The sequence below is a fragment of the Thalassotalea algicola genome, assembly GCF_012932965.1.
GTDB classification, from domain to species: domain Bacteria; phylum Pseudomonadota; class Gammaproteobacteria; order Enterobacterales; family Alteromonadaceae; genus Thalassotalea_F; species Thalassotalea_F algicola.
The window spans coordinates 843809-857854 of the sequence record NZ_JABBXH010000002.1 but is presented as its reverse complement, the minus strand read 5'-3'; the positions used below and the strand labels follow the sequence as shown (position 1 = coordinate 857854).

Here is a 14046-nt window from a genome sequence, read left to right as displayed (position 1 = left end):
TAAACTACCGTCAATTACTATAAGGTTTGAATTTATGATTTCCACAGGAAAATATCGTCACTTTAAAGGTAGTGAATATCAAGTCACACAAATTGCTAAACACAGTGAAACTGAAGAATATATGGTAGTTTATTATCCATTATATGGCAGCATAGAAAAAACAGGTGAGCCTGAGTATTGGGTCCGCCCTTTAGCAATGTTCAACGAAACAATCGAACGTAACGGGAAGACAATGAAACGTTTTGAACTAATATCTTGAGATTAAGCTGCTGCCATACCAACTATTCATCGATTGTTAAAATTAATTTACCGATATTCTTATTGCTCATCATTTTTTGATGGGCATCTTCAGCAGCTAACCATGTATAGCAATGATCAATGACTGGCATTATGCTTTTATTCTCTAGTAAATACATAAAGTCATGGCTAAAGCCATTTACTAGCATCGCTTTATATTCGTCGCTTCTGTTTCTTAATGTCGATGCTGTAATTTGAACTCTTTTTTGCAACATACGAGCAATATCTACTTGTTCAGCAAATCGCCCTCCTAGCATCGATAAGATCACTATACGAGCGTCAAACGCAGCCACTTTCAGGTTTTTATTTAAGTATTCTCCCGCGACCACATCAAGTATGACATCAAAATTACACTGATGTTCCTTTGCCCATTGTACATAGTCCAATTTTTGGTAATTTATCGTGATATCCGCCCCTAGTACTGTACAAGCTTTTGCTTTTTCATCACTACCTACCGTAGTTACCACGTAACAATTAAGCGCTTTTGCTAATTGTATTGCCGCACTACCTACACCGCTTGCTCCGGCGTGAATTAATACTTTTTGCTGGGGCTTTAACTGTGCTATAGAAAATAGGCTTTGATATGCCGTTAAGAAAACTTCCGCGATACCAGCACCCTGTTCGAAAGAATAGTGCTCTGGAATTTTGATTATATGTTCGATGTTTATAGCGACATATTCCGCGTAGCCGCCACCTGCAACAAGCCCACAAACCCTATCGCCAACTTTATAACCCAAATTGTTGTTGGGAACTTCAGTTAATATTCCTGATACTTCAAGCCCTAATATGGGAGATTCGCCTTTTGGCGCAGGGTACTTTCCTTGCCTTTGTAAAATATCTGCTCTATTTACGCCAATTGCTTTTACTTTAATTAAGCATTGTTTAGACAATAACGCGGGGAATGTCGTATTCGCTATACAAAGACGTTCTCTTTGAACATCTAAAAAGCGCATGGTAGTCATAGCTGGCTTCTCTTATTTCTAGTGAAGCCATACTAATAATCAGAATTTAAAATGCAAAACAATTTCTACGGTTTTTAATGAAAAATGTCAAAACCAGCATTAAATTCTGGCTATACTAATTCACCCAATGGAAAAATGATTAAACGTTTGGTAGTCCACTTGATTGTGTTGAACAGAGGCCACCTCTGCTTGACTTGGACCTTCTTCTAGCCAATCAAGCATTTTCTTCACATTACCTTCTTCTCCACACATTAGCACCTGAACATCGCCATCAGCTAAGTTTTTTGCATAGCCACTTAGATGTAAATCAATCGCTTTTTGTTGACAAGAGGCTCTAAAGTAAACGCCCTGTACTTTTCCTGCGACATTAGCAAGATAGCATATTGCCATTTTTCTACTCCTTTCATTGCACCCTGTTCAGGGTTTCAATACAATTTGCACACTTTTCTTTTCTCTAAGTATAGGCACATGTCAGCAAGAATTTTTTTAAATATTGGTAGAGATAAATCTTTACGAAGAAAACACCCTTGGGTTTTCTCAAAAGCAATAAATAAAATTAAAGGTAAGCCTATGTTAGGAGAAACAGTCGAAGTGCTTGACGCCAAGGGAAACTGGCTTGCCAGAGGAGCATATTCTCCTGAATCACAAATGCGAATTCGTATTTGGAGCTTTAAAGAAAACGAAGAAATTAATCGAGAATTTTTTGTTAGAAAATTTAAACAGGCACAAAAAAGGCGTGATTGGTTCATCGAGCAAGGTGGTTTAAGCGGCTATCGATTAATAGCTGGCGAATCTGATGGAATGCCAGGCATTACCATCGACAAATATGACGATATCATTGTCTGCCAGCTTCTAAGTGCCGGCGCGGAATTTCAACGATTCACTATTGTAGACGTACTTAAAGAACTTTATCCAGAGTGTGGAATATATGAACGCTCAGACGTTGATGTAAGGAAAAAAGAAGGCCTAGAAAAGCAAACAGGTTGGCTTGCCAATGAAAAAGCATCTACTGAAAGAATAATCGAAGAGCACGGTATTAAAATTATTGTAGATGTTGCCACCGGACACAAAACAGGGTTTTATTTAGATCAGCGAGATTCTCGAATTGCGGCAGGAAAATATGCCAAAGATAAAAAGATACTTAACTGCTTTTCTTATACGGGAACTTTCTCACTTCATTGCGCAGCTGCTGGCGCAAAGTCAGTCACCAATGTCGACGTATCGCAACCTGCCCTTGACATAGCAGCAAGGAACTTACAGGTAAATGAACTCGATAGTGCTTCTGTAACCTTTGTTAAAGAAGATGTATTTAAGCTACTTAGAAAATACAAAGAGCAAGGTGAAAAATTTGATATGATCATAATGGATCCACCAAAATTTGTTGAATCTAAGTCACAACTAACCAGTGCATGCCGAGGCTATAAAGACATTAACATGCTGGCAATGCAACTGCTAAATCCAAATGGCCTATTGTTAACTTTCAGTTGCTCCGGTCTACTTGATGCGAGCTTATTCCAAAAAGTTGTTGCTGATGCTGCATTAGATGCAGGTAAAGACTGTCATTTCGTTGAACGATTACATCAAGCTGCTGATCATCCAGTTTCAAGTAATTACCCAGAGGGTTACTACTTAAAAGGCTTTGTTTGTCAGGTTAATTAGTCAACGAACGCAATAAATGGAAGAGTTTGCTATTTAAAGCGGACTCTTCCTTTGCTTGTATGACGAATGAATAAAAATTGCTAGCTACAAACCAACAGATTTCTACCAGCACCTTTGGCGTTATATAGCCGCTTGTCTGTTTCTGCAATGAGCGAATTGATAGATTCAGGCGCTTCTTCTATCGCTGTCAATCCAGCACTAATAGTGACACTAATTGACGTATCATCTATATTTTCTAGTTGCTCTAGCTGGTATTGTATACGTTTAAACGTTTCTTTAACTGCTTGTTGTTCGTGATGAGTGAATAAAATAGCAAACTCTTCACCACCATAGCGATAAACGCGATCGGTTGCCCTAACATTAGTTTTTAATATACTTGCAAGACTCTTAATAACTTCATCACCGAACAAGTGACCATACTGATCGTTTATCGCTTTAAAGTGATCAACGTCTACTAGCATTAATAAAAATTTGCCATTACCGGCATGGTATTCTGACCACAGATTACTAATATCGCGCTCAAAGCTACGTCTATTATGCAAGCCCGACAATCCATCAAGCAAACTTAATTCAAGTAGTTGCTTATTTGCTTCTGATAATTGTTGAGTCCTATTACGAACCTGCAAAGCCAACTCTTTTTTAACCTGAGAGTCTTTGATTTTTTTATAGGTAACTAAAAGCAATAAACCTAATAGTGTTATCGCTACTATCGAGAATTTAAACTCCATAGATTGTTGCGCTTGAATTTGATTATTAAGCGCACTTTTTTGCTCTAACAATTCAAGTTTTTGATTAAGTTGAAGTGCTTCAAATTCTGCTAACTGTTCATTAAGTTCTGCGGTATAACGCAAACGTGTATGCTCAATATACTCATCTAGAAATTTTATCGCTAAACTAGGGTTTTTCCGGCTAGCGCTAACAAGCGCTTTAATGGCTAACGGACTCCCAGACGTGTGATAGTCGATAGAATCTGCTAACTCTAAGGCTTCTTCTATGAAAAGCTCTGCCTTAACATACTCTTCAACTAAAAAGTGACCTTTACTTAACGCATGTAAATTACCAACATGAGCATTCTTGTGACCACTTAATTGACTGTATTCAAGCCCTCGTTGCGCCACCGCTATCGCTTTTAATGGTAAGCCCATATTTAAATGCACTTCGGAAAGATTATGAAGAGTAGCAGCTAAATTATAGCTATCTTCTTGCTGCAAAAAATAATCGAGCGCTTTATTTATATTTTGAAGCGCTTCGACATTATTACCTGCTCCTTTATAAGCAACCCCCAAATCACCTTGCGCTCTGGCCAAGTCCAAATAGGCTTTTTGCTCATGATAATAAGCAATAGATTGGTTGAGGATTTCTATCGCTTTATCAAATCTTTTTAGCGACAGATATAAACCTGCAATATTATACCTTACATCTACCGCATCGTACTCTGAGCCATGATTCAAATATAAAGGCACTGCTCGTTTATAGCTATCTATAGCAGCAGAGTAACGACTTAACTGCTTTTGAACTAAGCCAATATTATTGAGTACATTAGCTGTTTCGATTGGCGCATCATTAACCTCGAAATAAGTGAGGGCCTTTTCATAAAAAGACAGAGCTGTTTTGTGCTCACCTTGATAATAAAACACAATACCAATAAGTTTATTGCTAGTAGCTTCGGCTCTCGGTAAGCCATGTTTAATTGCAAAATCTTTAGCCTGATTTGCCTTTTCCATAGCTAAAGAAAGTTGATTACCCATAACAAGATTGAACGCGAAAAATTTAAGCGCATCAAATTTTTCAGTTACAGATATGTTTTGATCATCTAATAATTCTTGAAAAGCAATTTGTTGTTGCTCAGGATCTAAACTAGAGATTTGACTAATTTTTTCTTGAATTGAATAGCCGCTTGCTTGATTAGCAACTAATAATAATGTGAAAAGAAGAAATAATAACCGAGACTTCATAACCACTTAATTTTTTACAAACAAATAATAAAGAAAGACTCTTATAACACCAACAATAAAGCTTTGTATACAATAGATGTTAAACACCTAATTATATTTACAATATTTTTTCACTATACTTAATAAGCTACTCTTTTACATTAACATTTTCGCGCTTAACACTACATCTTCTCGTTAAGTTTACAAATGATTAATACGTTAGATTGGCACTTTTGACATCAAGAGATAAGCAGATCACGCTAACGCAATGCCAAAAGGTAGTCAGATAGACAACGAACATTATGAGCAATAACATTGCGAGTAAGCTGTAAAATATAAACGTTATGTCTGTCGCTTATTAAGCGCTGACTAAATATCTACCTTCAAAGAGGGTATCCATGTTAACCATCAGCCAATTAGCAAATAAATTCAGGTTATCTCGCAGTACATTGTTGTACTACGATAAAATAGGACTGCTAAAACCTTCGACAAGATCTGAAACTGGTTATCGTCTATATTCTTCTGCCGATATAGAAAAAATGCAAAAAATTGCTTCTTTTAGAGACGCAGGTTTATCACTTACGTACATTAATGACATTGTAAATGCTGATAATACTAAACCAACCGAAGTGCTTGAGCAGCGATTAATAAGTCTCAACCATGAGATAAGTAAATTACGCCAGCAACAGCAATATATTGTTAAATTGCTAGGCAAGGATTCGTTGATAAGGAAAACGAAAACAATGAACAAGGAGCAATGGGTTAATATTTTAAAAGCTTCTGGTATGGACGAAAAAGCAATGCATAACTGGCATATAGAATTTGAACGAGATCTGCCAGAAATGCATCACGATTTTTTGGAATCATTAGGTTGTAGTCAAGACGAAATAACGACAATTAGAAAGTGGTCTATCTCCACCTAATATATTTATTTACGTGCAATTAAATGTACAGTACTCGTTGAACGTTCTAAGAACGCCCCTTCGCAATAACCTAAATAAAACAACCACAATCGTTTGAATTTTTCGTCATAACCGAACTCAGTTAATCCAGGCCAATTAGCTAAAAAACTTTGTCGCCAATGCGCTAAGGTTTTTGCATAGTCGAGCCCAATATCGTGTAACTCTTCAATCACTAAATCTGTTTTTTCTGCGACTTTATTTGCCATCAAATTAATTGATGGCAAGAATCCACCCGGAAATATGTACCGTTGAATAAAGTCGACATTGTTTAAATAATGTTCAAAGCGTTGATCTGCAATAGTAATAGCCTGTATTAGCAATTTACCGCCAGGTTTTAACCTCGCATTACATTGCTTGAAAAAGCTATCCATATAGTTGTACCCGACAGCTTCTATCATTTCTATCGATACAAGTTTGTCATATTGTCCCGTTAAATTTCGATAATCATTTTTGAGTAAGGTAATTTGCCCCGCTAATCCTAACGCTTCTACTCGACTCTTGGCGTAACAGTATTGAGCATCAGAAATTGTAGTTGTCGTTACTTTACAACCATAATTTTTTGCTGCATAAATCGCTAAACCTCCCCAGCCAGTCCCTATCTCAAGTAGGTGATCTGTCTCAGTAAGTGAGAGACGTTGACAAATTTTCTCAAGTTTATGTATTTGTGCTTGCTCTAAGGTAGCCGATGGATTGGGATAAATAGCAGCGGAATACATCATCTCTTTATCTAGGAAGCGAGTATAAAGCTCATTACCTAAATCGTAATGTGCCAAAATATTTTTCTTTGAGCCACTTTTTGAATTTCTATTTTGAAAATGAAACCATTTATTTTTAAGTTTACTTAGCCAGCTTACGTATTTTTCAAATTTATCTGTTACCTTTTGAGCTCTGGCAAATACTCGGATTAGCGAGGTTAAATCAGGTGTGTCCCACATATTATCAATATAGGCTTCTGAAGCGCCTATACTGCCACCTTTAACCAGTTGTAGATAAGTTTTTGGGTTATGTATTTCAATCGTGGCTTTTAATGGGTCATTTTTATCTTTACCGAATGAATAGCGCGTCCCCCTATCTATAACTTCTACATAACCAGAAGGAAGTTGCGAGAATATTCTGAAAACAATATTTCGACATCGGGTAATCAACCAAGAGTTAGCGTCTAAAGTTACTGATGAAGCTCCGCGTGTTGAGCTGTTTAATGTTTTCTCAGTGCTTGCAATACTATTCACCTTTGTCTCCTGAACGAACAAGTTGTAAAACTACTATTTAAAGCTTCTTTGTTTGGTATGATACAAAAGGTATTCGCTTTGCAAATAACCTTATCGCTTGGTAGTAAATTCCTAAGATCACTTTTAGTGTCATCATTGGATATGTTAAAAATAATTTTGTACTGCTTAACGAAGTTAACTGTTGATTAGCCAATGCTAACGTTGCGTCAAAGACTTTTCCGCTGTCTTGTTTAACATTCTCTATGTGTACCAACATCTTGCTGTTAACTTCACTTTGAGGTGCTTTAACTTTCCAGTGATATTGCATAGCTAAGTCCATAAATGGAGAAACATGAAATTCCTTGTCTGTCGGCGAAATCTGTAACATATCAACCAAATAGTAATGACGTTTATTCCAAGGAGTGTTGCTAACCTCTACCAACATATACTCGCAATTATTATGCTTGTTATAACAAAAATAAAAATTAGCCGGGCTAAAGTACAATCCTAAACACCTTACCTGAACTAGCATCGTTATGCGCTCTAGTGGTTTTGTACCACCTAAAGAAGCTACTTTATCTTTTATACGTTGCTTTAGTGTTCCTGGTTCACCTTTTAAATAATCTTTTTGTTCAATTCGAATAGGCTTGTACCAAGATTTACCGATTAAACCTTGGTTTACCTCATTATTCGCTACTTCATCAATATCCAAAGCTAACATATACAATTTGTAGCTAAATTGGTTTGACCTAGGTGAATAGCGGCGATGGCGAACAATGCCACTATAAATAGCACTTTTAATTGCTTTTTTACTTTGTTCTTGGTTTTGGCTTTGAACAATCATGTGGATACCTTATAGGCGAACGCCAAACCGCTCTCCCACGTCAACAGCGCTTCTTACGCCATCTTCATGGAAGCCGTTATACCAGTACGCACCGACAAAGTGTGTATGCTGTTTACCACAAATTAGCTTTCTTTGCTTTTGTCCTTGCATGGAAACCAAATTAAATACTGGATGATAATATTCGAATTTTTGTATTACTTTACTAGGGTCAATAGCATCGTCTTGGTTTAATGTTACACAGTATGTATGTTTAGAATGAATACCTTGCAGGATGTTCATGTTGTATGTGACGCTAGCAGCAGAACTTCTGTTACCTGATAACTGATAATTCCAACTAGCCCACGCTTTCTGGCGATCGGGTAACAAATTTATATCAGTATGTAACACAACACTATTGGCTTTGTACGAAATTGCACCTAGAACTTTATGCTCGTCAGCCGTAGCGTCCGCTAGTAGCGCCAAAGCTTGATCTGAGTGACAAGCAAATATTACTTCATCGAAATGTCTAACATCACCGCATTTAAAGTTAATTTTAACCCCATTATCTACTCTCGAAACTGATTTAATACGCGCATTAAGCAGAATATTATCTGAGAAACTTTCTGTTAAAGGTTTGATATATTGTTTTGAGCCACCAGGTATAACATACCATTGAGGTCTATCTGTAATATTCAGTAATCCATGGTTATTAAAAAATTGAATAAAAAATCGTAATTCAAATTGCTCCATTTCTTCAATTGAACTAGACCAAATTGCAGCACCCATCGGCAAAATATAGTGTTCACAGAAGAAACGACTATACTGATGTTCTTCAAGAAATACCCCTAAGCTTCGAAGGTCATCAGTCATCCCTTTCTGATATAACGCCTTACATTGTTTGTTAAAGCGAATAATCTCTCGTATCAGTAGCCAAAACTTAGGTTTAAACAAATTACGACGTTGAGCAAACAATGTATCCAAGTTGTGCCCATTGTATTCAAAGCCTGTTTTTTGATTGTGAACTGAAAAGCTCATTTCTGTTTCTTGCTTACCAACGCCAATAGCATCAAGTAACTTTAAGAAATTAGGGTATGTCTTATTGTTGAAAACAATGAAGCCGGTATCTATTGCGAGATGTTCGCCTTCATACTCAACATCGATGGTCGCCGTATGCCCGCCTATATAGTTATTTTGTTCAAACACCGTGACTCTATGTTTCTTAGACAGCAAATATGCAGTTGTCATTCCTGCAATTCCAGATCCAATTACGGCTATATTCTTCATTATTTAACGGTCTCTTTGTCGGTCACATTTTTGTTAGTTTTCTTGGTATTAGTTAAGTCACTAACCCACTGCCAAAAACTTTTTGGAAGAATGGCGATCAATTTCATAAGAAAAATAAATCGTTTGGGAAATACTATCTGATTTTTTTTGAGTAGTAGGCCACGGTAAATACGCAAAGCGGCCTTTTCTGATGACATTAAAAACGGCATGGAAAAGTCATTTTTATCAGTAAGTGGCGTTTTAATAAAACCAGGCTTTATCAACGAAACACCTATATTATGTTGTTTTAATTCAAGAGCCATTGATTTTGCAAGGTAGTCTATACCTGCTTTTGATGCGCCATAAGCTTGAGCTTTTGGAAAAGGTAAGTACGTCACACTTGAACTCATTAGTCCTAGCTGCCCGTGTGACGAAACTTTAGGTAGCACTTGTGCCAATAAATGACCCATGGCGACTAAATTGATATTGATAATTCGTTCGAACAAGCTGGCATCAAAAGCCATAACATCTTGAATGTATTCGCAATCTCCAGCATTTAATATAGCAATATCAATAGTTGTAACCAGTGCTAGTTGCGTAGAAATTTCTTCTGGCTTAGTAATGTCGAAACATAAGCAATCAAGACCTTCAGAAAAATCGTTTTGCAGTGCCTTTAGTTTTTCTTCAGAACGCCCACATGCTATTACGTGATGCCCATGCATGATGAAACGTTCAACCAAAGCACGCCCTATTCCCGACGTTGCACCTGTAATTAAAACCTTCACTTGTTTGCTCTATTTTTAACTAATTTAATGACACTTCCTAATAAAGGAACATGCTCATAAATCATTGCACCTAGGTCTAAATAATCTCGGTGATAAATGACCTTATCTTCCAAGCCTTTAAGTTTAGAATGCCCCTCAACAGAGACCGACTTGCCTTTATTTAACTTCGGGTGTCTATAAGTCATTGTCCAATAAATTGCAGCATCGTCATCTTGATAAATAACTTCATGCACACTAAAAGTACAACTTGTGAGGTTGGTATAAAGGCTTGTAAAATAATCTTCTAAATTACTAAAACCAGAAATGTGATGCATTGGGTCGATAAATACAACGTCATTGGCATAAATATCACTTAACAGTGATAAGTTTTCTGTCCCTAGACGCTGATAAGTCTCTATAAACCTTGATAGCCATGGTGGAAAAGAACACATAGTCACTTCACCGGTAAGTTCCATACAACAACCTTTAAAACTAGATAAGTAAAAAACACGTACGAGAACGTATTATAAATATTGTTTATAAAATGATAGCGCTTGCTCTCTTGCTACCTTGTGTTCAACAATAGCCGGCCAATAAACGTTCAGTTGCTCTTGTTCAATATAATCATGGGGGAAGTGAATATGTTTATTGGGTACGACCGCCAACTCTGGTAAATATTTACGAATAAAGTCGCCATTTGGATCAAATTTTTTACTTTGCGTTATAGGGTTAAAAATTCGAAAGTAAGGTTGAGCATCACAACCAGTACCCGATGACCACTGCCACCCTCCATTGTTGGCAGCAAAATCATAATCAATCAGGTTATTAGCAAAATATCGCTCTCCTACTCGCCAATTTATCAATAAATGTTTAGTAAGAAAGCTGGCAACTATCATTCTTAATCTGTTATGCATCCAGCCCGTTTGATTCAACTGCCTCATTGCAGCATCGACAATTGGGTAGCCTGTCCTTCCTTGTTTCCATGCGAGTTCAAAGCGTTTATTTTCGGACCAAAGTAGTCCATCGTATTTATTGTTAAAATTATTTCCTTTTATTAAATTCGGATAATGAAATAACAGGTGCCTATAAAACTCACGCCATATTAACTCGTTAAGCCAGGTAAATGCTTGTTCCGGTGTTTGCATTAAGATCTCAGGAAAGGCTAGTGAGAGCCTTTTTAAAAGCAATCTTGGGCCAATCGCGCCAATCGCTAAGTATGCTGATATTCCAGAAGTTCCTTTAAGTGCAGGAAAGTTCCTTGCGCTTTTATAACTAGTAATATTTTCATTAAAGAATCGAGGAAGCACTTCTTGTTCATATTGATTAGCCAACGGCCATTTATACGAACACGATTTATTGTCTTTTAAATTTTCATCTCTTGCGTCTTTAACGGTTATGCTATTCGGTACATCACAGCCGTTTTGTTGAACCCACTTTAGCCAAGCTCGTTTAAAAGGCGTAAATACCTTATACATTTTCTCGGAATTATTTAAAATTGCTCCTTTGGGCACAATGACATCAGACTCAAATGAAATAAATTTAACGCCTTCATTCATTAATGCTTGATCACGCAAATTCTCATTCAGTTCAAGTTCTGTATTGACGATTAATGTAGTTTTTCGATGGTTTTCCAATAAGTAATTCGATTGTGAGGAAAAGTCTGAAGCATCAACTAATGACAGATTAACCCCTAACGCTTTTAATTGTTCGTTTAATAAATTGACGTGACGAAGTAAAAAATCAATCTTGATAGTCGACCAATTATGCAATTGCCACTGCTTTTTAGATACAAAAAAAATAGCGTCAGTGACGCCATTTTCTAGTGCAAATGAAAGCGCGGGATTGTCAGCAACTCTTATGTCGTTTCTAAACCACAACAACATCATATATGAAACCTTACAAACTGTACCTGAGCTTTAATTGAGATGGATGAGGTGACAAATAAAACTGTTGCTTTAAGTACTGTTTTGGAAACCTCATTAAGTGATGTTTAATCAAAGTTAAAGGTACGAACAGGGGAACAATCCCTCTACGATACTCATCAATATTTTCACATAACTCCTGCTTTTCTTGTCTATCGAGTTCTTTAGAAAAGTAGCCCTGAATATGTTGCAGAGTATTAGTATGATTCTTTCGCGTAGCTTTAACTTTCAACGCATTCATTAGGCCTAATATGTATTCATCGCCCATTTGAGAAATAGGTAAATCAGCTCTTGCTAATAACCGACCAAGCGTTTTGTACGCCACTAAATCATGGCTCATCACTGTATATTTAAACTTTGCATGAAAGTTGGTTAGCTTATGTTTAGTTAAACCTGACGCAAGTAGAGATTGCCATTGACGATAGGCAAATACGCGGGAGACAAAATTCTCTCTAATCACAGCGTCATTTAAACGACCATTTTCTTCATAGGGAAGCAATGGGTTTTCATTCATTATCTCTTTTGCGAATGCACCAATTCCATCAGACGTAGAACCTTTGCCATCTTCATCGTAAACTTTAACTCGCTCCATTCCACAACTAGGGCTTTTAGCGCAAAAAATAAAGCCACTAAAGTCTTGTGCAATCTTCGCTATCTTTTTACCGTATGCTTTTAATTCGTCGGTCACATCACAGCTGCCATCTGGACGAGATACATGAATTACTTCACCACGCTTAATTTGGCGAATAGTAGGTCTTGGTACAGGTAAACCTATAGCGACTTCTGGACAAATAGGCTTGTAGTTTACGTATTGGCCAAGCTCTTTCAAACAAAAATGAGAAGGCTTAGCACTTGCGTCAAACCGCACATTCTCACCATGAACACATGCACTAATACCTATGGTTATAGTGCCAATATCATTCAACTGTTGCTCATTCATGTTTACACCTGCTATACATGTTTAGAATTAGTAGATAAAAGAACCTATAGGGTTCAATAGTTTATTAATACCTTGTGTAAAGTGCTGAGCATCATTAGCTACCGTGTAGCAAAGACAGCCATCTTTTGTTACGGGGCTATGTGTATGCTCTGCATCAAGTAAAATAAAATCTCCTGGACCATATATTCCAAGCTCATCTTCAAAATGTCCATCAACTAAAACTGTTAACTCGAAACCTTTATGAGTATGCTCAGGAACACTGCCACCAGCTTGAATTTGTAACAAGCTCGCTCTTAAAGGCTCTTCGTCAATAGAAAACCTTGCTCTTGCTAAATGACCAATGCTACTCCATTTACTCATCGCCATGTTTGTCAATGCTCTTGGTAAAATATACTCTTCTCCTTTAACTGAAATTGACTTTTCTTTGTCAGCTATCGCGATATCAATCTCGTCTGATAAGGTAATTTCCTCAACCATACTTGCAATATTTAGCTCTGACATCGGCATTTCTAAATCGGAAGATTCAAAGTGTATTGCTGATCGTTGCTCAGTTAACTCAGCTACCGCTACTTTACAAACAGGACACATTTCAACATGTATTGCTATTCCGGCGGCAATTGATGCTGGAAGTTCACCATCTGCAAATTTCTCCAATAACTCAGAATTTGGGTGGTGTTTAATCATGAATTTCTCCCATGTGCTGCTTTAATCTAGCGAGTGCTAAACGCAATCTTGATTTAATCGTTCCTAACGGCACATCTAAATGCTCTGCGAGTTGCTCTTGTGACATTTCCATAAAATAAAAACCCTTAACGACACTTTTTTGTGGGTCAGGCAATTTATCAATACATGCCATCATTTCTTTACTTGCTAAATGATCTTCAAAAACTTTTACGTCTTCTTCGACACTTTCAACTAATGGCCAGAAATCATCACTTAGATTATCTTCTTTTTTCGATTTGATTTTTCGTAGTAAATCAAATGAGACATTGCGCATTACGGTGTAGACCCAAGTCGTAGGAGCACCTTTTGACGCATCAAACAAATGTGCTTTTCGCCAAACATTTGTCATTGTTTCTTGAACAACTTCCGCAGCAAGTGATTCGTTTCCATATTTACTTGTCGCAATACGTTGTATTTTGGGAGCAAAAAACCTGAACAATTCGGTAAAGGCCCGTTTGTCCCGTTTCTGAGCTACGTTAGTTAGCCAATCAGCTATCGCTTTGTGTTCTATCTCTTTTTCCATAGATATAGCTTTAGCGTGCTGAGCTTTATTTTGCAACATCGAGTCGATTGATTGACCCATTTATTT

At 37.1% G+C, this 14046-nt stretch carries 15 protein-coding genes; 3 read left to right on the top strand and 12 right to left on the bottom strand.

Annotation, left to right across the window (positions count from 1 at the left end; all coding sequences use genetic code 11):
- Window positions 1-34: 34 nt before the first annotated feature.
- Window positions 35-259, top strand: a complete 225-nt coding sequence (locus HII17_RS08515; RefSeq protein ID WP_169074903.1) for a DUF1653 domain-containing protein — start codon at window positions 35-37, stop codon at window positions 257-259.
- 22 nt (window positions 260-281) lie between these two features.
- Here HII17_RS08515 and HII17_RS08510 read toward each other — a convergent pair whose 3' ends face one another.
- Window positions 282-1259, bottom strand: coding sequence for an NAD(P)H-quinone oxidoreductase (locus HII17_RS08510; RefSeq protein WP_235938677.1), 978 nt, complete (start codon window positions 1257-1259; stop codon window positions 282-284).
- A 120-nt stretch (window positions 1260-1379) separates the two neighbouring features.
- On the bottom strand, window positions 1380-1649 hold the full coding sequence (locus HII17_RS08505) for an acylphosphatase (RefSeq protein ID WP_169074902.1): 270 nt from the start codon (window positions 1647-1649) through the stop codon (window positions 1380-1382).
- Between the two features lie 78 nt (window positions 1650-1727).
- Here HII17_RS08505 and HII17_RS08500 point away from each other — a divergent pair, with 78 nt between their 5' ends.
- Window positions 1728-2918: a class I SAM-dependent methyltransferase gene (locus tag HII17_RS08500; protein ID WP_169074901.1), complete on the top strand. Its 1191-nt coding sequence runs from the start codon at window positions 1728-1730 to the stop codon at window positions 2916-2918.
- An 80-nt stretch (window positions 2919-2998) separates the two neighbouring features.
- On the opposite strand, the gene HII17_RS08495 is transcribed toward HII17_RS08500, so the two are convergent.
- The gene (locus tag HII17_RS08495) at window positions 2999-4873 is read right to left on the bottom strand and encodes a GGDEF domain-containing protein (protein ID WP_169074900.1); all 1875 of its coding nucleotides are present in this window, start codon (window positions 4871-4873) and stop codon (window positions 2999-3001) included.
- Window positions 4874-5250: 377 nt separating this feature from the next.
- Between HII17_RS08495 and HII17_RS08490 the strand changes: the two genes are divergently transcribed.
- On the top strand, window positions 5251-5775 hold the full coding sequence (locus HII17_RS08490) for a MerR family transcriptional regulator (RefSeq protein ID WP_169074899.1): 525 nt from the start codon (window positions 5251-5253) through the stop codon (window positions 5773-5775).
- Window positions 5776-5780: 5 nt separating this feature from the next.
- Here the strand turns inward: HII17_RS08490 and HII17_RS08485 are convergent, their stop codons facing one another.
- From HII17_RS08485 to HII17_RS08445, 9 genes are read right to left on the bottom strand one after another with little or no spacing between them, the layout of a single operon-like run.
- On the bottom strand, window positions 5781-7034 hold the full coding sequence (locus HII17_RS08485; RefSeq protein ID WP_408033885.1) for a class I SAM-dependent methyltransferase: 1254 nt from the start codon (window positions 7032-7034) through the stop codon (window positions 5781-5783).
- Between the two features lie 46 nt (window positions 7035-7080).
- On the bottom strand, window positions 7081-7866 hold the full coding sequence (locus tag HII17_RS08480; protein ID WP_169074897.1) for a DUF1365 domain-containing protein: 786 nt from the start codon (window positions 7864-7866) through the stop codon (window positions 7081-7083).
- A gap of 9 nt (window positions 7867-7875) precedes the next feature.
- Window positions 7876-9129, bottom strand: a complete 1254-nt coding sequence (locus HII17_RS08475; RefSeq protein WP_169074896.1) for an NAD(P)/FAD-dependent oxidoreductase — start codon at window positions 9127-9129, stop codon at window positions 7876-7878.
- Window positions 9129-9893, bottom strand: a complete 765-nt coding sequence (locus HII17_RS08470) for an SDR family NAD(P)-dependent oxidoreductase (RefSeq protein ID WP_169074895.1) — start codon at window positions 9891-9893, stop codon at window positions 9129-9131. Before HII17_RS08470 ends, HII17_RS08475 begins: the two co-directional genes overlap by 1 nt.
- Complete coding sequence (locus HII17_RS08465) at window positions 9890-10348, bottom strand: nuclear transport factor 2 family protein (RefSeq protein WP_169074894.1); 459 nt, start codon at window positions 10346-10348, stop codon at window positions 9890-9892. Before HII17_RS08465 ends, HII17_RS08470 begins: the two co-directional genes overlap by 4 nt.
- 48 nt (window positions 10349-10396) lie before the next feature.
- Window positions 10397-11758 carry a cryptochrome/photolyase family protein gene (locus tag HII17_RS08460; protein ID WP_169074893.1) on the bottom strand — a complete coding sequence of 454 codons (1362 nt, stop codon included), beginning with the start codon at window positions 11756-11758 and terminating at the stop codon, window positions 10397-10399.
- A gap of 10 nt (window positions 11759-11768) precedes the next feature.
- Window positions 11769-12734, bottom strand: coding sequence for a YbgA family protein (locus tag HII17_RS08455; RefSeq protein WP_169074892.1), 966 nt, complete (start codon window positions 12732-12734; stop codon window positions 11769-11771).
- Window positions 12735-12761: 27 nt separating this feature from the next.
- Entirely contained in the window at window positions 12762-13418 is a 657-nt protein-coding gene (locus tag HII17_RS08450) for a ChrR family anti-sigma-E factor (RefSeq protein WP_169074891.1), read from the bottom strand.
- A complete protein-coding gene (locus HII17_RS08445; RefSeq protein ID WP_169074890.1) occupies window positions 13411-14040 on the bottom strand; it encodes a sigma-70 family RNA polymerase sigma factor in 630 nt (209 codons plus the stop codon). The genes HII17_RS08450 and HII17_RS08445 overlap by 8 nt, the downstream gene beginning before the upstream one ends.
- Window positions 14041-14046: the final 6 nt, after the last annotated feature.